Origin of the sequence: Mesorhizobium sp. CO1-1-8 (genome assembly GCF_020164875.1) — a bacterium.
GTDB lineage: Bacteria > Pseudomonadota > Alphaproteobacteria > Rhizobiales > Rhizobiaceae > Mesorhizobium.
Window position 1 is genome coordinate 92,254 of the sequence record NZ_JAIUGZ010000008.1, and the last position, 19,315, is coordinate 111,568.

The following is a 19,315-nucleotide window of genomic DNA, read 5'->3' on the forward strand; positions in this document are numbered from 1 at the left end:
GATTCAGATAAAGGCCCGCGCCGGCAACGACGCGGGCCTTTTCATGTGAGGTGTGGAGGCAGGCCAGCGGCATGGCCGGCGAGGCCGTTCTCTGTCAATTCGGCCAGTGCCAGAGACTGGTCGAGATGTTCGGCCCGCCAGGCGAGCAGCCTTTCGGCGAACTCCAGCCGCACGGCGACGTGGCTGGGGTTGGCCGCGAGGTTGTCCAGTTCGCCCGGATCGTTTTTCAGATCGAACAGCAGCGGCGGCAGGTTGCCGCCGAAATGCACATATTTGTAATGTTCCGTGCGGATCACGGCGAGATTGCATTGGCGTGAGGCGATGCCGAAATGGCGTTCGGCCTCGCCCTCGGCGATCGAACGGAAGTCGAACTCCCAATGCGCGGCATCGCGCCACGCGGCCGGGGGTTCTCCGTTCAGGAACGGTTTCAGCGAGGCTCCGTCGAGATGCGGCGCGGGCTCTTCGCCGAGCAGGTCGAGAAGCGTCGGCAAAATGTCGACCGCTTCGGTGAAACTGTCGACATTGCCGCCGGCTGCGTTGCCGTGGCGCGGATCGCGGATGATCAGCGGAATGTGGTAGCTGCCGTCGAAATAACCGCCCTTGCCCAGCATGAAATGGTCGCCCATCATCTCGGCATGGTCCGAGGTCAGCACGATGATGGTGTCGTCCCACGCGCCCGCGGCCTTAACCGCTTGCCAGACGCGGCCGAGTTGCGCGTCGACCTCGGAAATCATGCCGTAATAGATCGCGCGGATGCGGCGAAAATCGTCTTCGCTCCAGTCGTGCACCTTGCCTCTGGCATCGGGGCGGAATTTTATCTGTTTCTGCCGGCCGAGATCATAGGCAAGATAGGGATGGTTTTCCGCCTCTTCCTGCCAGCTTGCCGCGCGCCGGAAGGCCGGGCCGTCAGCCGGATTGTACATTGTGTTGTAGGGCTCCGGCACGACGAAGGGCGGGTGCGGGCTGATGAAGGAAAGATGCGCGAACCACGGCGCGGCGTGCTCCTGTTCGCCAAGCCAACGCGTGAATTCGCCGGCCAGGAAGGCCGCCGGGGTTTGTTGCCCGGAGTAGACGGGCGGCGCGTTGCTGACGGTAGCCCCGACCGCCGCGCCGTCGGCCACCGGCCGATGGATGTCGGGAGATCCGGCGCTGGCGTCGACCCCTCGCAGCTTCAGCCAGGATAGCCATTGCTTCTGATGCTCGGGCAGCAACTGGCGCACCGTAAAGCCCGGCAGCACCCCTTCATAGCTTTGCAGCCGCGGATCGCTCGGCGCCAGCTGGCGCGGATCGAGCGAGACGTCGGTGTAGCCGAACAGCGTCGGATCATAGCCCAGGGCGCGAGCCGAGAGCGCGATGTTGCCGTGGCGAGCGTCGAGCGGCGTGCCGTTGCGGCAGACGCGGTTGTTCATCTGGTAGAGGCCGGTGTAGAGGCAGGCCCGGGCGGGCGAGCAGGGCGCCGCGCCGCCATAGTGCCGCTTGAACAGCACACCCTCCGCGGCCAATGCGTCGGCATTCGGCGTCTTCACGACCGGATGACCGGCGGCGGACAGACAATCACCGCGCCACTGGTCGCATGTGATCAGGAGAATGTTAGGCCGCCTGGCTTTTCCAGTCACTCACGATACCTTTGTCGCGGATGTCGAACGCCGTTCATGGAACCGAATTCTGGCCACGGCGCAAGCCTGACCTGCAAGCCAATTGGTGAACGAACGTTGTTCCATCGTTCACTTTTACAATACAGTCCATTCTGTGTTTGCCGCCTTTGCGTAAACTGCTCTGGTCCTCATATTGACGTGGACAGCGGCGAGGGCCGCACATGCACCAACGGAAGGAGCAAGACAATGCTCGACCAGATCAAGGGCCTGCATCACGTCACGTCGATGGCCAGGGATGCCCGCCAGAACAACGATTTCTTCACCAAGAAACTCGGCCAGCGCCGGGTCAAAAAGACCGTCAATTTCGACGCGCCCGACGTCTACCATCTCTATTATGGTGACGAGACCGGCACGCCGGGTTCGGTGATGACCTATTTCCCTTTCCCCGACATCGGCAAGGGCCGGCATGGGGTCGGGGAAGTCGGAACCACCGTCTACTCGGTGCCGGAGGGCACGCTTGGCTATTGGGAAAAACGTTTTGCCGATGAGGGCGTCACCGGCCTGTCGCATGAAGAGACCTTCGGTGAGAAGCGTCTGGCCTTTGCCGGCCCCGATGGCGACGGTTTCGCGCTGGTCGAGAGCAAGAGCGACAGCAGAGCGCCATGGGCGAAAGGTGGTGTTCCCGCGGACGAGGCGATCCGCGGCTTCCACTCGGTGGCGCTCAGGCTGAAGGATGGCGGCGCCACTGAAGAACTGCTGAAGTTCATGGGCTATGAGGAAGTCGACAAGTCCGGCAATCTCAGGCGGCTGGCGGTGAAGAACGGCAACGGCGCCGATATCATCGACATCGAATCGCTGCCGAGCACGGCCTTCGCCGATCTCGGTGCCGGCTCCGTCCATCACGTCGCCTTCGCCGTCGAGAATCGCGCCAAGCAGCTCGAAGTGCGCAAGGCGTTGATGGATACCGGCTATGGCGTGACGCCGGTCATCGACCGCGACTATTTCTGGGCGATCTATTTCCGCACGCCGGGTGGCGTGCTGTTCGAAGTCGCCACCAACGAGCCGGGTTTCGACAGGGATGAGGATACCGCTCATCTCGGCGAAGCGCTGAAGCTGCCGACGCAGCACCAGCACCTGCGGCCCTATCTCGAACAGCATCTACAGAGACTGGAAGGCTGAGGTCATGAGCAAGGACGCTTACATCCACAAGCTGCTGCCCGGTTCGCCGGGCGGTCCATTGCTGTTCGTCTTCCATGGCACGGGAGCCGATGAGAACCAGCTTCTGTCGCTGGGGCGTGATCTCGCGCCCCAGGCAACCATCGTCTCGCCGCGTGGTGATGTATCGGAACAGGGTGCCGCGCGCTTCTTTCGCCGCACCGGCGAGGGCGTCTACGATATGGACGATCTGGCGCGGGCGACGGATAAGATGGCGGGCTTCGTCAAGGCCCATGTCGAAGCAGCGAAGCCGTCATCCGTGCTGGGTCTCGGCTATTCCAACGGCGCCAATGTCCTGGCCTCGGTGGTGTTCACGGTTCCAGCGCTGTTCGACGCGTTGGTGCTGATGCATCCGCTGATCCCGTTCGAGCCGCAGGTCAAGGGCAGCCTCGCCGGTCGCCAAATCCTGATGACCGCCGGCAAGCGCGATCCGATCTGCCCGCCAAACCTGACCACGCGGCTTGAGGCCTATTTGCGTGCCGACGGCGCCGATGTCACAGTGGAATGGCACGATGGCGGGCACGAGGTGCGGCCAAACGAGATCGAGGCGGCACGGCGGTTCTTTGCCGATGCTGCCCAAGGAGCATAGCGATGCCTGAACAACTGCCTGAGATCGAACTTGAGGATCGCGGTTCCAAGGGCCGTTATGTCCTGCGTGGACCCGATGGCGCCGAGGCCGAGATGACCTTCACCAAAATCGGTGAGCACCAGATCATCATCGACCACACCGAAGTGCCGGACGTCTTTCGCGGCCAGGGTGCCGGGCTTCGGCTCGTGACCCGCGCCGTCGAGGATGCGCGTGCGGCAGGCAAGAAGATCATCCCGCTCTGCCCGTTCGCCAACGCCCAGTTCCGCCGCCATCAGGAATGGGCGGACGTGCTGAAACGGTAGGGATTTCGTTGCTTGGAAACGGGACGGCAAGCGGCTGCCATCCTGCCGGGGCGGCTTTGGCATTTGCGCGGGTGGCGCATCCTGCCTAAGTAGATAGGATATATCTTAGCCCCTGCCGACAAACGAACCGAATGATCCCCCTATGACCGAAACCAATCTCGTTCCCGTCTTCGACGGCCACAACGATACGTTGCTCAGACTCCATCAGTCGAAAGACACGGATGTCGAACGGCTGTTCATCGAGGGGAAATCGGGCGGCCATATCGACCTGCCACGCGCGAGAGCCGGCGGCTTCGCCGGGGGCATGTTCGCCATCTTTCCGCCGCCTGTCGAAAAATCCAGGCGCGGCGCCGTACCACTGGCGCCGAGCGCCGCCGAACCGCTGCCGCCCGAGGTTCCGCGCAATGAGGCGTTGACCTCGACCATCGCGATGGCCTCGATCCTGTTCAGGCTGGAACGGGCCGGAGCGCTCACCGTCTGCCGCAGCGCCGGCGATGTGCGCAATGCCATGGCGCAAGGTTCGATCGCCGCGGTATTCCACATCGAAGGGGTCGAGGCGATCGATCCCGAGCTCACCATGCTCGACGTGCTGCATGAAGCCGGCCTGCGCTCGCTCGGCATCGTCTGGAGCCGTCCGAACGCCTTTGGCCACGGCGTGCCGTTCCGCTTCCCGTCTTCGCCCGACACCGGCCCCGGGCTGACCGATGCCGGCAAGGCGCTGGTCAAGGCCTGCAACCAGTTGAAGATCATGATCGACCTGTCGCATCTCAACGAGAAGGGCTTTCGCGATGTCGCGGCGCTCAGCGATGCGCCGCTGGTCGCGACCCATTCCAACGTGCACGCGATCTGTGGCCATTCGCGCAACTTGACCGACTGGCAGCTCGGCGCGATCCGCGAAACCGGCGGCATGGTCGGGCTGAACTTCGCAACCGGCTTCCTGCGCGAGGACGGTCGCATGAATGCCGACACCAGCGTCGACATCATGGTGCGGCATATCGATTCGCTGCTGCAGGCGCTGGGTGAGGACGGCGTTGGTCTTGGCTCCGATTTCGACGGCGCCATGATCCCGGCCGTCATCGGCGATGTCGCCGGCCTGCCGAAGCTGATCGATGCATTGGCGGCCCGTGGTTTCGGCCGCGCGCTGGTCGAAAAAATCGCCTATCGCAACTGGCTCAATATGCTCGAGAAAACGATAGGTTAGAGACAGCCTGCGGTATGGCGTGTGCGGCCCGCCGGCATATGTCGATAAGGACATACTTCGTCGGTGGAAGCCGGTTGCGATTGGGTGGATAGCCGGCAATGCCGAAGAGCTTCACGGATGAGGGCGGCGAATTCGAGCGAACCGATGTCGTCATCGTCGGTGCGGGTTTCACAGGCCTGTCGGCGGCGCTTGAGATGAAGAAGGCCGGCATCGATTTCATCCTGCTCGAAGCACGCGACCGCGTCGGCGGACGTGTCGAGTCCCGACTGAACGGACTTGGCGAACGGATCGATAGTGGCGGCCAGTTCCTGTGCGAGGACATGCCGGAATTGATGGCCCTGGTCGAGGCGCGCGGCAAGACGCTGGTTGAAACCTATGTCGATGGCGATTTCATCACCCAGCCGACAATGTCCGCACAACGAGCAGAGCGGATCTATCATGCGGCAATGGCAATCCGCGAGCGCATGAACGGGATCGATCCGGACGACGCCTCGATTGCCGGACTGACCGTTGCCGACTGGCTTGCCCGCCAGCGCGATTCGGCCGATGCCAGGGCCGCCTTCCGTTCGATGATCGAGGGTCTGTGGTGCATGGCGCTGGATCAGATTCCTCTGTGGTATCTGATCGACAATGACCGACGCGTCACCAACGAGGTGCCGGAGCTGCAATATTTCCTGCGCGAAACCATGCATTCGCTGGCCGACGATCTGGCCCGCGACCTTGAGGATCGGTTGCGGCTCAGCCAGCCGGTCACGCGCATCGAGCACCGTTCGCAAGATGTTCTTGTCGTTTCGGCCGGGGGTGCCATCGAGGCGCGCGCGGTTCTGGTTGCAGTCCCGCCTGCGACGGTGACGGGGCTCGCCTTTGCCCCCGCCTTGCCGGCCGGACTGCGGCGGGCGCTTGGCGCTTGGAAAAGCGGTGCGGCTATCAAGATCCTGGTGCGCTATGCCAAACCGTTTTGGCGCGGGCGGGATTTGAACGGTATGGTGATGTGGCTCGATCCGCCGGGGCTGTTTGCCTGCGACGCCGGCAAGGATGTGGAGCATGCCGCGCTCGTCGTGTTCGTCGGCGGGTCGCTCGCGCTGCGTTGGCGTGACCTCGGCGAGGCGGAACTGCGTGCGGAGGTGGCCGGCCGGTTGGAGGCAGCCCTTGGTCCGGATGCCGGTGATGTCATCGATTTCAGCTTGCGTGACTGGACAGAAGATCGCTGGAGCGGCGGCGCGTACAGCGATCTTGTTGTCGATGTTACAGCGACAGACGCCGAGCGAACGATCCTTGCCGGCGCACCGCCGGTGTATCTCGCCTGTTCAGAACTCTCGCCATCGTTTCCGGGGTATGTCGAGGGCGCCATCATTGCCGGGCGTATCGCCGCGCACAAGATCATTGCCGGGCTTCAAGCTTCGGGCTGAGCCTGATCTTTCGAAAAACTGTTTGGTAGATCGGGTCAGGTTGCGCCTCGGGGCCGCGCGCCGTCGAAGCTATGCCCGATTTTGCCCGACTTCGCCCGAAATGCTATTTCGAATTCGTTACAGTGCCAGTCCTTCGCCACCTCATCGCCGTTACAAAGTGCGGATAAGTTCATTTCACCGCCAAAAGAAACTCAGCGAAGGGGAAGGCAATGCATGCGAAAATCCAGACGATCCGCGGCGAGAGCCGCCTTCAGGCTCCAGAGCGCAATGACCGCCGTCCGAAACTGGCGCTGCGCCAGCGGGCCAGCGACCACCCCATGGCGATGTTCATGGTGCTGGCTGCTTGCGCCTTCGTCGGCATGGCGTTCACGCCCACAATCGGGCCGGCCTTCGCTTCGTTGAATCCGCCGTCCAATCTCATCGATGGCGCGCAGACGACGACCAGGACCGCGCGTCTGCCGGTGCCGGTGACCGACTTCGCCTGCAAGGGCCAAGCCTGGGGTGCCGAGAGTATCGATTGCCTGCGTGCCATCGCCGAACAGTCCGGAACACACAAGAGCCGCGCCATCCGCATGATCGCCAATGCCGCGCCCTTGGCCGATACGCCGAATATTTTCTGATTTTGTCGAAGCCTGATCCGAAACCGTTCCCGTTTTGGGATCATGCTCTGGACTCCCCGAGCGCTCCCTCCAGCGCGCTCTTCTTCGGCCCCCGCCCCCGGGGGCCTCTTTTTTATCCTTTCAAGGCTGCCTGTTCGGCAATGGCGGACAGCACACTGCGCACATCCAGCGTGCTGAAGGGCTTTTCCAGGATCTGCGGCCGCTGCTGTGCCGGCAGGGCCTCGATTTCGGCTTTCGCACCGATCAGGTCGCCTGTGACCAGCACGAAACGCCGCGCCAGGTCAGGCTTTTCGGCGAGCAACTCGCGATAGATCGATATGCCGCTGACGCCGGGCATGCGCAGGTCCGAAAAGACGATGTCCGGCGGCATGTGGCCGCTCAAAGTGGCGGCGGCCGATTCCCAGACAGGAACGATCCGCGACTTGATGCCCATCAGTTCGAGAATGTCGGAGAGCGAGCCGGCGACATCCGGCTCGTCGTCGATGATCAAGGCATGGCGCAGGCCACTCGATCGCGGCTGGTTGTCGCCAGTTGTGGCGAGGCCGGCCACGATGGCTGGCAACTGGACGACGAAACGCGCGCCTCTCGGGAGCACTTCCTCGAACCAGACATTGCCATTGTGCCGCTCGATGATCGATTTCGAGATCGACAGGCCGATGCCGGTGCCGACGCCGACCGGCTTGGTGGTGAAATAGGATTCGAAGATGCGGCCGCGGATCGCTTCCGGCACGCCGGGCCCATTGTCCTCGACCGAGAAGCAGGGATGACCCCGGTCGCTGCGGAACGTCCGCACCTTGATCAGCCGGTCGCCGGCAATGCCAGCCAAGGCGTGCTGGCTGTTGATGAGGAAATTCGCCGCCACCTGCGTCACATGGTCGGCGTCGGCCATGGCCAGCAGCGGGCCGGCGGCGAAATCGGTGTCGATGATGATGCCGCTTGAGCGCGCGCCATAGGCGGTCACTTCGAGTGCCGACCGGATCACCTGGTTCAGGTCGGTCTCGGCTTGTGCCGCGGGATGGAGGCGGACCATCGACAGGAAGCTCTTGACGATGCGACCGCAGCGCTCGGCCGCCGCACGGACTTTCTCGGCGCGCACCTTGGTCTGCGGATCAGAGGCGAATTCGTGCAGCAGCGTCGATTGCGCCACAACCACGGCCAGCGGGTTGTTGAGCTCGTGCGAGACGCCGGCCAGCAACGATCCCATCGCCGCCATCTTCTCGTTCTGGTGCAGCTTCTCGCGCTGCCGGCCGATCTCCTCCTCGGCGCGCAATTTATCGCGCAGGTCGCGGATGGAGCCGAAGATTAGGCGGCGGTCGGCGACCCGCATCTCGGTCGCCGTCAGCTCGATCGGGAACACTTCGCCGGCGGCATTCTGGGTCACCGTCTCAAGCCGCTGGCCGACCATCGGCGCACCGCGGCCGGACATGTATTCGGCCCCAGAAACATAGCCCTTGCGGTAGTAGATCGGCACGATCGTATCGAGCAGGTCCTTGCCGAGGATGTCGCTGCGCTGGAAGCCGAACATCTTCTCGGCGGCAGGATTGAATTCGATGATCGAGCCGGTCTCGTCGATGACGACGATGGCGTCGAGCGAGGCCTGCAGCATGGTGCGGCGAATGACCTCGCTGGCGTGGGCGTCGGAGGGCGAGCGCTCGATGGCGTCGCCGATGGCCAGCGCGATGATGTGCAGTGTCGCCTCTTCCTCGTCCGTCCATGCACGCTCGTCGACGCAGGCATTGACCGCCAGCGTGCCCCACAGATGCCCATGCGCGAAGACCGAGACCGAGAGGAACGACTTGATGTTCTGCTTCTCGAAATCGGTCCTCAGGAAGCCTTCGAGGTCGCGCGTATGGCCGGCGAAGATCTTGCCTTGCCGTTCATCCTCGGCAAGCCGCTCCAGCAGGGGGTCGGAATTGACGATCGATTGCATGATGACGGTCGGCGACGCCAGTTCGCCGCCGAAAAGAGGGTCGATCCAATAGGCGGCGACGGATTGGGCGAAGCCCTGGCCGGGCAGTTCGCGCAAGCGAAACAGGATGCCGCGCTGGCAATCCATGGCCCGGCACAGCGTTTCCAGTATGCCGTCCATCTCGCGCTGCCAGTCGCCGGCCTCGCGCAGCCGGCGAACGACACGCACGGCCGCCATCGCAGCGCCCTGCCTGAAACCCTGCATCTCCGTGCTTGCTGCTTCAGCGGTCATTGTCAGCCGTCATTCCAGAGGTCATGCCAATTCGATCGACCAGCAACGGCCCGAACCTGAAACCCTCTGGCCTCGCTGCTCAGTTGCCGTCGCCGGGCGGCAGGGAGAAGATATAGCCCTCGCCGCGCACCGTGCGCAGGAATTTCGGATTGGCCGGGTCGGCCTCGATCTTTTTGCGTAGCCGCATGATGCGAATGTCAACCGCGCGCGACGATTCCGGATCTTCGGTGAAACCGATCGCCTCGGAGATGGCGGCGCGGGTTAGCAGCCGGTTGGCGCGGGTGAGGAAAATCTCCAGCACGTCGAACTCACTCTTGGCCATGTCGATCACCGCGCCATTGGCGCCGGTGACCAGCCTGCCGTCGAGATCGGCCTGGAAGGGGCCGAAGGTAACGGAACGGCGATCCGTCCCGGCCTTCTTGTCCTGGAGCTCCTTCGGCTGGGGAACCCGGCGCAACACGCTGCGCACCCTGGCCAGCACTTCGCGCAATTCGTAGGGCTTGACGATGTAGTCGTCGGCACCGAGTTCCAGCCCGACGATGCGGTCGAGCGCGGTGCCGGCCGCGGTCGCATAGATGATGCCGATCGGCAGTTTCGAACGCAGCCAGCGGCCGAGCGAGAGGCCGTCCTCGCCGGGCATGGCGATGTCGAGAATGGCGAGATGGAACGACTGCGTCTCAACGAGGCTGCGCGCGGCGGCAGCACTTTCGGCGGTGACCACTTCATAGCCCGCGGCTTCGAGGTATTCGGCAACCGCATCCCTCAGATCGGGCTCGTCCTCGACGACAACAATTCTTGCCCGCACGATGCTTTCGCTCCCACTTTCAGTGGAAAGTAGATTGGGTATAAACATCATGTCCAGCACTCATATCCGGGTTGCCAGGGAACGGTTGGAAAATATGGCCGCACGATCTGTCATTGCGCTTGTTTCCGTTGCCGAAGTGGTGGCGACCGAACTCGCCGATCATCTTGAGCGGCGCGGCCACGACGTGCATCAGGCGCGCCAGCCCTGGGAGGCAGAATCGCTGCTGTCGGGAAAGGGAATCGACGTCGTCGTCGTCGGCGACAGCCTCAGCCAAGCGGAGGGGCGGGACCTGCTCAGACGTTATGGCGGCCAAGGAGGAGGCGGCGAGGGCAGACCGGATTTCATTCTGATCTGCCGCCCGGCCGATCTTGTCGACAAGGTGCTGGCGCTGGAACTTGGTGCGGCCGACGTCGTCGAGAGCCCGCTCAATGTCCGTGAACTGGCCGCCCGTGTCGGCGGCCTGCTTTCGCGCCGCGGCAGGGGCACCCAGGAACTGATCGTGCTGGAGAACGCGACCGTCGATCTGAGATCGGCCATGGTCATGCATCGCTCCGGTTCCGAGGAACAGCTTTCGCCCGGCCAAGTGGCGCTGCTCAGGTTGTTCCTGGCCAGTCCGCGCAAGGTGCTGACGCGTGACGATATCATCGCCGCGGCACCAGCCGAAAACGCCGATGCCTTCGATCGCTCGATCGATTCGCGCATCGTGCGGCTGCGCCGCAAGCTCGACACCGACACCATCACCACAATACGTGGCGCCGGCTACCGGTTCGATCCGCCGCGGCAATTCGCCGACTGACTGCTGGCTACTGGCGCAATCCCTTTTTTCGGGCATCGGATTTTCCAACTCTGGGCCCGATGATTTTGACCCTCAGCGTACCAGCAGAAGCGATGGCCCCACCGGCATGTCACTGCCCATGGTGAGTTCGCTTGCATGGGCGCGGTCCCTGAGAAGCATGGTGGCAAGGCCGGCAAAGCCGAGCAGGCCCTGGGCGTAAAGCAGTGCGGACAGCACCGAAGCAGCGAATTTCGTTTTCATCGTCGCAGTTCCCCAAAATGCCAATTCTTCAAAAATGAACCTGTTGCGGGTCGCTTCAGGATACCCCCGAAGCGCCCGCGCCGCCCACGGAGCCCCCCGTCGCGGCGCGGGCCTTCGGTCCTCTCGGCAGCAAGTTGCCGGAGGCGCCGCGCAAACCCGTCAGCCTAAGGCCGACCCGCCAGAGGGCCTTGAGCCGGGCGATGCGCAGGCTGGAAACAATCCAGACCGTGGCGAAAAACAGTGCGGCATGCAGCGTCGAAATCTCGCCCGAAGTCATCGCGCCGAGCTTTGCGGGGTGCCGGCAACCGTGCCGACGCCGCCGATGACCGCGGCCGCGATGCTGATCCTGAGAAGCCAGGACAGCGCGTTCGATTTCGTCCTCATGTTCGTTACCGGCTGTTTTCGTTGCGTCAACTTTGCTCGCGCCCCGTATCCGGATCATGCCGCTTGGAGCCACGCTTTGTTGCAGGTTGGTTTCGATGTCGGCGGTTGTTCTTTCACATGATGCCAATTCGCACTTTCGTTTGGAGGCGGATACTCATGTTCCCGACTCTTGGTCTTGGCTGGCCGCGCCTGCCGAGCCTGTTCCAACCAAGTTTATAAGGAGGCATTTGTTAACCGACAGAAACAGATTCGAAACATAAACGAGTGTTTTGCGAAATCTTCTCGAAACATGACGTTGGGATAAGCGGCCATCGAATTGGAGCCGGCCCAACCGGCAGAGAGAGGGGACTTCCATCATGCACACCGCCATTTCCGCCAAGCTCATCAACATCACCGCCGCTGCCTTGACTGGTGCAGCACTGCTGCTCGGCGCCGGCTCGGGCGCGGCGCACGCCGCCAACAAGATCGTGGCGCGTGTTTCGCTTTCGCAGCAGATCATGGAAGTTTCCGTCGATGGCCGGCCGACCTTCGCCTGGAAAGTCTCCACCGGCGACCGGGCCCATGTGACGCCGACCGGCTCGTTCAAGCCGACCCGCATGCATGAAATGTGGTATTCGAAGAAATACGACAACGCCCCGATGCCGCACTCGGTCTTCTTCAGCGGCGGCTATGCGGTGCACGCGACCTATGCGATCAAGCGCCTCGGCCAGCCGGCTTCGCATGGCTGCGTGCGGCTGCACCCTGACAACGCCGCCGATTTCTACCAGCTCGTCGAAACCTTCGGCGCGACCAACACCAGCATCGTCATCGTCAAGTAGCAGGCTGGAAACGATGGCGTGTCAGCATGCTGGCACGCCTTGAGGCTCCCGTCGGAAAACGCTGCGGTATCGAGCGCAGCTCGAACCGGGGTATCGAGCGCAGCTCGAACCGGATGTATTGAGTACAGCGCAAACCAGCGGTATCGAGCCCAGCCAAAAGAAAGAGGCCGGGAAATTCCCGGCCTCTTTTCTTTTACTTCCATCGATTTGCCCTGCGCATTTCCGGGCGGGACTCCCTCGACCGCCCTAGCTCGGCAGTGCCGGCATCAGCTTGGGATCCGGCTTCTCCGCCAAATGAGGCAGGTCCTTGCTGGCGATGAAGGTGTAGAACATGGGCACGACGAAGAGCGTGAACATGGTGCCGACCAGGATGCCGGTGAAGATGACCAGGCCCATCGAATAGCGGGCCGCCGCACCAGCGCCGCTGGACGTGATCAGCGGCACAACGCCAAGCGCCATCGCTGCTGTCGTCATCAGGATCGGCCGCAGGCGCACCTTGGCCGAAGCGATGATGGCGTCGCGCCGTCGCATGCCATGCTTTTCACGCTGCTGGTTGGCGAACTCGACCAACAGGATGCCGTGCTTGGTTATCAGACCGATCAGTGTGATCAGGCCGACCTGCGTGTAGATGTTGAGCGTGCCGAGGCCCAGATTGAGCGGCACGATCGCGCCGAAGATCGACAGCGGCACCGCCATCATGATGATCAGCGGATCGCGGAAGCTTTCAAACTGCGCCGCCAGCACCAGATAGATGACGACCACGGCGGCCGCGAAAGCGATCAGGATGGTGTTGCCCTGTTCCTTTTCCTGCCGCGATTGACCGGAATAGTCGAGGAAGAAAGTGTCGGGCAAGCTCTCCTTGGCGATGTCCTCCAGCGCCTTCAGCCCGTCGCCAGTGGTGACGCCGGGCAACGGAAGCGCCGAAATCGTCGACGAATTCAGCTGGTTGAACTGCTCGATTGCCGCCGGCGCCGCATTGGTCGAAATCTTGACCACCGCCGATAGCGGCACCATCTCGCCCGTCACGCTGCGCACGAAGTATTCGCCGAGCTTGTCGGGGTTGTCGCGAAACTCCTGCGGCACTTGCGGGATGATGTCGTAGCTGTTGGAGTCGCGGTCGAACTGCGCCACTTCGGCGCCGCCGACCAGCAAGGTCAGCGTGCGGCCGATATCGGCGATCGGCAGATTCAGCGCCGCGGCGCGGTCGCGGTCGATGGTCACCGTCACCTCCGGTGCGTCATAAGCCATCGAATTCTGCACGACGATGAAGCGGCCGGAGGCTTGCGCCTTGTTCTTGATCTGCTCGGCCACCTCGTACACTTCCGAGGAAGGGCCCGTCGAACGCACCACCATGGAAATGGGTAGGCCGCCGCCGGAGCCTGGCAACGTCGGCGGCGCAAAGACGAAAGCCTCGACACCGGCCACTTTGGCGATACGGGCCGTAATGTCGGCCTGCAGTTCCTTCGAATTGCGCTTGCGTTCCGCCCAGTCCTTGAAGGCATAGCCGACGAAGGCGCTGTTTGTCGTGCCGCCGAAGGCGACGGCCGAGAACTGCGCCCGTGTTTCGGGAATATCCCTCACCAGACCGAGGATCTGGTTGACATATGTCTCAGTGTAATCGGAGGTCGCATAACGTGGCGCCGTCACAATCGAGAGCAGAAAGCCCTGGTCCTCTTCCGGCGCCAGTTCGCTCGAGGTCTTGGTGAACATGAAGCCGGTGACACCGACAAGCGCAAGCACGATGATCAGCGTCAACGGGCGATAGTTGAGCGACCCGGTGACGGCCCGTTCATAGACATGCTCGACGCGCGCGAAGGTGCCGTCGACAATGCGCTGAAAACGGCCCGGCGTGCCGGACTTCAAGAGGCGTGCCGACATCATCGGGGTGATGGTGATGGCGATGACACCCGAGAGCACCACCGAGCCGGCGAGCGTGACCGCGAATTCACGGAACAGCGCGCCGGTGAGGCCGCCGGTGAAGGCCAGCGGCGCGAACACGGCGGCCAGCGTCATGGTCATGGCAACGATGGCAGACGCGATTTCGCGCATACCGCTGAACGCAGCCTGCATCGGCGACATGTGATCTTCTTCCATGTGCCGATGGATGTTCTCCACCACCACGATGGCGTCGTCGACGACCAGGCCGATCGCCAGCACCATGGCCAGCAGCGACAGGAGGTTGATCGAGTAGCCGACAGCAAACAAAAGGAAGCAGACACCGATCAGCGACAACGGGATGGTGATGATCGGCATCATCACCGACCGGAAGGAGCCAAGGAACAGAAGGATGACGACGATGACGATGGCAACCGCCTCGGCGATGGTCTTGAACACCTCTTCGATGGAAGCGCTGATCTGCCCGGTCGCGTCGTAGACGACCTCGATCGTCATGCCTTTCGGCAGCGTCTCCTGAATCTGCGGCACCAGCTTGGTGAGCGCAGCCGCCGTGGTCAGCGGATTGGCCGCCGGCGTTGGGAAGATGGCGAGGAAGGTGCCTGGCTTGCCGTTGAACGAGACCCTGGTGTCGGTGTTCTCGGCGGCGAGTTCGACGCGAGCCACGTCCCGCAACCGCACTACATTGCCGTCGGTAGAGCGCAGCGGCAACTCGGCGAATGCCTCCGGCGTCTGCAATGTCGAGCGCACGGTGATCGAGGAAACGACATACTCGTTCTGGGTGTTGCCGGGCGCCGACAGGAAGTTGGAATTGTTGATCGCCGTCAGCAGTTCGGAGGCCGTCACGCCGCGCGCGGCAAGCTTGACCGGATCGATCCAGACGCGCATCGAGTATTCCTGGGCGCCGAAGATCTGCACGTCGGCGACGCCTTCGACCGTCGACATGCGCGGTCTGATGACGCGCTCGATATACTCCGTCAGCTGCTCCTTCGTCATGTTCGGATTCTGCATCGAGATGTACATCATCGCGAACTGCTGGCCGGTGCCCTTGACGATGACAGGGTCCTTCGATGCGTCCGGCAAGGTGCCGCGCACGCCCTGGACCTTGGACAGAACTTCGGTCAGCGCGACGTCGGGGTTCGAGCCGAGCTTCATCTGCACCGTCACGGTGCTGGAGGACGGGCGGCTGGACGAGGTGACGTAGTCGATGTTTTCGGTCGAGGCGACAGCGCGAGCGATCGGGGCGGAAATGAAGCCCTGGATCAGATCGGCGCTGGCGCCCGGGTAGGCCGTGGTGATGGTGATCGCCGTTTCATCGACCTTCGGATACTGCCGGATCGACAGGTTGAAGATGCCCTGGAAACCCAGGAGCAGGATCATGCAGGCAAGGACCGTCGAAAGAACAGGCCGGCGAATGAAGAGATCTGAAAAGCTCATTGCTGGTCGGCCTGCTTGTTTGCCGATTTGGTCGGGTCGATGGTGTTGTCCACAACGACGGACATGCCGTTGAAGAGGCGGTTCTGACCGGCGGTGACGACCACGTCGCCGGCCTTCAGCCCCTCGACGATCTCGACCATGCCTTGATTGCGGCGGCCGGGCTTGACGAACACCTGCGACAGCACGAGCGCGGGCTTGTCACCTTCCGCCGCCGGCTTGGCCGCATCGGCAGCCTTGTCGGTTGGCTTCGCCGCGGCGGCAGGCTTGGCCGCATCAGCCGCCGGCTTCATGGCATCGGCCGGCTTGGTGTCCGCAGGCTTGGCATCAGCCGATTTATCGGCTGCCGGCGCCGCGGGTTTTTCATCCGGCTTGGCAGCTGGCGCCGCCTCGGCGGGCTTGGCCGGCTGCACCACGAAGATGTAGTCGCCATAGAGACTTGTCGTCAGCGCCGTCTGCGGCAAGGTCAGCACGTTCTGCTCTTCGGGCAGTTCGACACGCACCTGCACGAACTGGCCGGGGGTCAGCTTGCCATCGGGATTGGCGACTTCCGCGCGGATGTTCACCAGCCGGCTGGACGAGTCGATCTTCGGGTCGATGCCGCGAATGGCGCCTGCGAATGGCCTGTCCTCACCGCCAAAGCCCAATCGAACCGTCTGGCCTATCTTGAGCAAGGCGAGCTGCTGTTCGGGAACCGAGAAATCGACCCGCATCGTGTCGAGGTCCTGCAATGTCACCACGGCGGTGCCGGGCGCCAGATACTGGCCGATATCGATCTTCGGAATGCCCACCGTGCCGCCGAAAGGCGCCGTCAACTGCTTTTGCTCGAGCACGGCCTGCAGCTTGGTGACTTGGGAGGCCGAGGCCGAGGCCGCCGCACGCGCCGTGTCCAGCGTCGAGTCGGAGCCGACACCACGCTTGGTCAGTTCGATGGCGCGGGCAAGCGACGTCTGGTCGAGCGCGGCCTGCGCCTTCTGTGCGTCGAGGTCGGCGCGCTCGACGGCGTCATCGAGTTGCAGCAGAACCGCATTGTCCGCCACCTTCTGGTTGGCATGGAAAAGGATGTCCTTGACGATACCGGTGGTCTCGACTGTCAGGTCGACACCACGCACGGCCTTGACCGTGCCGATCGCCTCGACGCCCGGCGTCCAGGCCGAAGGCTTGGCGATGGTCGTCGACACGGTTGCCGCCGGCGGCTTCATCGATGCGAAGTACTGCTTGATGCCGTTGTCGCGCAGGAAGTTGAACCCGACGATCCCGCCGACCACGACGACGAGCAGGGCCAGAACCAGAACAATGATAAAGATACGGAGTATGCGCTTGAACAAAGAAGTCCCCTCAGTCGAAATCCGGCGCGAAGCGCGGATATCGGGACACATATCGACTGCGGGTCCCGATTTCAAATTATGGCGGTCTTACTGTACCGTCTGGACGGTCTTGTCAATTGGGCCTAAGCTTGCGATGGGAGGCACCATGAGAGCCCAAAGACCGAATTCGCGCGAGAAGATTCTCGCTGCGGCGGCTGATGTTGCCCGGGAATCCGGACCAGGCAGCCTGTCGCTGGATGCCGTCGCCAGTCGTGCCGGCGTGTCGAAGGGAGGGCTCCTTTACAACTTCCCGACCAAGGCCAAATTGATGCAAGGTCTGGTCGAAGGCTATCTGCGTGAGTTCGAGCAAGCGCTGGAAGCCGCCCGCACAAATGACAAGGACGAAAATCCCTTGGCCGTCTACATCAGGCTGTCGGCCAATGATTGCGAGGAAAAGCAGCCGTCGGCGTCCTGGATCTTCTCGGCCATCGCCGAGGATCCCGATTTCATGATGCCGATAAAGACCTTCAAGCGGCAGCTTTTCGAGCGGCTGAAGGGCGAGACGCCGGATCTCAAATCGCTGTTGATCTGCTATCTTGCCATCGAGGGATTGCGCAGCATGAACCTCTTCGATTCGGATGTCCTGTCGAAAGACGAGCGCGAGCTGCTGGTATCGTCCCTGCTCGAGATTGCCAAATAGGCGTCGCCCACCTGCTTTTCGGCAGGCCTGTTCATGAACGCGGCGTTCGCCGGCGTCACACAGGGTTCATCGTGCGGACATAGCGTCTTCCCAGGTTCTTTGCTGCAATGCATCTGGAGTGGGACATGGTGGATATAGTTTCTAGCGAGGCGGGCATTCCAAGACCGGATCATCCGCTGGATCAATCGGGCAGCGCGAAGTGGTTCCTGCCCGCCTTCGGCGTGCTGGTGCTCGTCGGCATCGTCTATGTCGGCTACGCGCTCAGCCAGGATCTTGCGGTGGCCAAGACCGTGCCGTGGATCCTGCTCGGCATCGCCTTGCTGATCGCGCTCGGCTTCGAGTTCGTCAACGGCTTCCATGATACCGCCAATGCGGTGGCGACGGTTATCTACACGCGCTCGATGCCGGCCGAATTCGCCGTCATGTGGTCGGGCGCCTTCAATTTCCTCGGGGTTCTCACCTCCAGCGGGGCGGTCGCCTTCGGCATCTTGTCGCTGCTGCCGGTGGAACTGATCCTGCAGGTCGGCTCGTCCTCGGGCTTCGCCATGGTGTTCGCGCTGCTTGTGGCGGCGATCCTGTGGAATCTCGGCACCTGGTTCCTCGGCCTGCCGGCGTCGAGTTCGCACACCATGGTCGGCTCGATCATCGGCGTCGGCCTTGCCAACCAGTTCATGGCACCAGCCGGCAGCGCCACCAGCGGCGTCGACTGGTCGCAGGCGACCAATGTCGGCGTCACCCTGCTGGTGTCGCCGATCATCGGCTTCTTCGCCGCGGCGATCCTGCTTTATGCGATGAAGCTGCTGGTGCGCAATCCGGCGCTCTACGAGGCGCCGAAGGGCAACACGCCGCCGCCATGGTGGATCCGTGGCCTGCTGATCTTCACCTGCACCGGCGTCAGCTTCGCGCACGGCTCCAATGACGGACAGAAAGGCATGGGCCTGATCATGCTGATCCTGATCGGCGTCGTGCCGACGGCCTATGCGCTGAACCGCACCCCCGACATCAACTATCTCGAAGCCTACAAGTCTGCCTCGGTCAGCGTCGAAACGGCCTTGGGCAAATATGTCAAGCCCGGTGTCGTTGTTGCCGATGCCAAGGCAGCCGTCCAGGAAGCCGTGCGCACCAGGACCTGGAATGACCAGACGACGGTTGCTCTGCAGACCTACATCCACAACACGACGGCTGGCCTGCAGCCCTATGCCTCGGTCGAAACGGTGCCGACCGATCTGGTCAGCAACGCCCGCAACGACATCTATCTGATCGGCGAGGCGCTCAAGCTGATCGACAAGAAGCAGCTGCTGCCGATGGAGGCGGCCGATCTGAAAGCGGTCACCGACTATCACAAGGCCGTCGACAACGCGACGAAGTTCATTCCGATCTGGGTCAAGGTCGCCGTCGCGCTGGCGCTCGGCCTCGGCACCATGGTCGGCTGGAAACGCATCGTCGTCACGGTGGGCGAGAAGATCGGCAAGAGCCATCTGACCTACGGCCAAGGTGCGGCGGCCGAACTCGTGGCGATGGTGACCATCGGTATGGCCGACCGGCTGGGGCTGCCGGTGTCGACAACGCATGTGCTGTCGTCGGGCGTTGCCGGAACGATGGCGGCGAACGGTTCGGGACTGCAATGGGCGACGGTGCGCAATTTGCTGCTTGCCTGGGTGCTGACGCTGCCGTGCTCGATCACGCTCGCCTTCGTGCTGTTCATCATCTTCCGCCAGGTGTTTTGAGCGAAGCAGGCACTTTCAGAAAAAGGCAGCGCCGGTCGCCGGCGCTGCCTTTTTTCTATTCATTCCGAAGCGTCGCGGGA

Annotated in this window: 17 protein-coding genes; 10 read left to right on the forward strand and 7 right to left on the reverse strand. The window is 62.8% G+C overall.

Translation table 11 applies throughout. From position 1 onward, the window contains the following. Window positions 1-41 precede the first annotated feature (41 nt). The gene (locus tag LB558_RS17565) at window positions 42-1,616 is read right to left on the reverse strand and encodes an alkaline phosphatase family protein (RefSeq protein ID WP_224698731.1); all 1,575 of its coding nucleotides are present in this window, start codon (window positions 1,614-1,616) and stop codon (window positions 42-44) included. A gap of 225 nt (window positions 1,617-1,841) precedes the next feature. Here LB558_RS17565 and LB558_RS17570 point away from each other — a divergent pair, with 225 nt between their 5' ends. From LB558_RS17570 to LB558_RS17595, 6 genes are all read left to right on the forward strand, one after another. Beyond that, a complete protein-coding gene (locus tag LB558_RS17570) occupies window positions 1,842-2,774 on the forward strand; it encodes a VOC family protein (protein WP_224698732.1) in 933 nt (310 codons plus the stop codon). A 4-nt stretch (window positions 2,775-2,778) separates the two neighbouring features. Further along, entirely contained in the window at window positions 2,779-3,399 is a 621-nt protein-coding gene (locus tag LB558_RS17575; RefSeq protein WP_224698733.1) for an alpha/beta hydrolase, read from the forward strand. Window positions 3,400-3,401: 2 nt separating this feature from the next. Next, a complete protein-coding gene (locus LB558_RS17580) occupies window positions 3,402-3,701 on the forward strand; it encodes a GNAT family N-acetyltransferase (RefSeq protein ID WP_023811010.1) in 300 nt (99 codons plus the stop codon). 142 nt (window positions 3,702-3,843) lie between these two features. After that, window positions 3,844-4,902, forward strand: coding sequence for a dipeptidase (locus tag LB558_RS17585; protein ID WP_224698734.1), 1,059 nt, complete (start codon window positions 3,844-3,846; stop codon window positions 4,900-4,902). A gap of 98 nt (window positions 4,903-5,000) precedes the next feature. Beyond that, the gene (locus tag LB558_RS17590) at window positions 5,001-6,311 is read left to right on the forward strand and encodes a flavin monoamine oxidase family protein (protein ID WP_224698735.1); all 1,311 of its coding nucleotides are present in this window, start codon (window positions 5,001-5,003) and stop codon (window positions 6,309-6,311) included. A gap of 209 nt (window positions 6,312-6,520) precedes the next feature. Continuing rightward, window positions 6,521-6,931, forward strand: a complete 411-nt coding sequence (locus LB558_RS17595; RefSeq protein ID WP_224698736.1) for a hypothetical protein — start codon at window positions 6,521-6,523, stop codon at window positions 6,929-6,931. Between the two features lie 112 nt (window positions 6,932-7,043). Here the strand turns inward: LB558_RS17595 and LB558_RS17600 are convergent, their stop codons facing one another. Continuing rightward, window positions 7,044-9,131 (reverse strand): ATP-binding protein, encoded by a 2,088-nt coding sequence (locus tag LB558_RS17600; protein WP_224698737.1) that lies wholly within the window; start codon window positions 9,129-9,131, stop codon window positions 7,044-7,046. A gap of 79 nt (window positions 9,132-9,210) precedes the next feature. Then, window positions 9,211-9,984: a response regulator gene (locus LB558_RS17605; RefSeq protein ID WP_224698880.1), complete on the reverse strand. Its 774-nt coding sequence runs from the start codon at window positions 9,982-9,984 to the stop codon at window positions 9,211-9,213. Between the two features lie 46 nt (window positions 9,985-10,030). On the opposite strand from LB558_RS17605, the gene LB558_RS17610 reads away from it, so the two are divergent. After that, window positions 10,031-10,732 (forward strand): response regulator transcription factor, encoded by a 702-nt coding sequence (locus LB558_RS17610; protein WP_224698738.1) that lies wholly within the window; start codon window positions 10,031-10,033, stop codon window positions 10,730-10,732. A 72-nt stretch (window positions 10,733-10,804) separates the two neighbouring features. Here LB558_RS17610 and LB558_RS17615 read toward each other — a convergent pair whose 3' ends face one another. Both LB558_RS17615 and LB558_RS17620 read right to left on the reverse strand, forming a co-directional pair. Beyond that, window positions 10,805-10,972, reverse strand: a complete 168-nt coding sequence (locus tag LB558_RS17615; protein ID WP_023811016.1) for a hypothetical protein — start codon at window positions 10,970-10,972, stop codon at window positions 10,805-10,807. Between the two features lie 55 nt (window positions 10,973-11,027). Further along, window positions 11,028-11,483 (reverse strand): hypothetical protein, encoded by a 456-nt coding sequence (locus LB558_RS17620; RefSeq protein ID WP_224698739.1) that lies wholly within the window; start codon window positions 11,481-11,483, stop codon window positions 11,028-11,030. Window positions 11,484-11,712: 229 nt separating this feature from the next. Here LB558_RS17620 and LB558_RS17625 point away from each other — a divergent pair, with 229 nt between their 5' ends. Beyond that, a complete protein-coding gene (locus LB558_RS17625; RefSeq protein ID WP_023811018.1) occupies window positions 11,713-12,174 on the forward strand; it encodes a L,D-transpeptidase in 462 nt (153 codons plus the stop codon). Window positions 12,175-12,420: 246 nt separating this feature from the next. Here LB558_RS17625 and LB558_RS17630 read toward each other — a convergent pair whose 3' ends face one another. Both LB558_RS17630 and LB558_RS17635 read right to left on the reverse strand, forming a co-directional pair. Next, the gene (locus LB558_RS17630; RefSeq protein WP_224698740.1) at window positions 12,421-15,504 is read right to left on the reverse strand and encodes an efflux RND transporter permease subunit; all 3,084 of its coding nucleotides are present in this window, start codon (window positions 15,502-15,504) and stop codon (window positions 12,421-12,423) included. Next, window positions 15,501-16,829 (reverse strand): efflux RND transporter periplasmic adaptor subunit, encoded by a 1,329-nt coding sequence (locus tag LB558_RS17635; protein WP_224698741.1) that lies wholly within the window; start codon window positions 16,827-16,829, stop codon window positions 15,501-15,503. Before LB558_RS17635 ends, LB558_RS17630 begins: the two co-directional genes overlap by 4 nt. A 145-nt stretch (window positions 16,830-16,974) precedes the next feature. Here LB558_RS17635 and LB558_RS17640 point away from each other — a divergent pair, with 145 nt between their 5' ends. Beyond that, a complete protein-coding gene (locus tag LB558_RS17640) occupies window positions 16,975-17,508 on the forward strand; it encodes a TetR/AcrR family transcriptional regulator (RefSeq protein WP_224698742.1) in 534 nt (177 codons plus the stop codon). 125 nt (window positions 17,509-17,633) lie between these two features. Next, the gene (locus tag LB558_RS17645; protein ID WP_224698743.1) at window positions 17,634-19,235 is read left to right on the forward strand and encodes an inorganic phosphate transporter; all 1,602 of its coding nucleotides are present in this window, start codon (window positions 17,634-17,636) and stop codon (window positions 19,233-19,235) included. Window positions 19,236-19,315 lie beyond the last annotated feature (80 nt).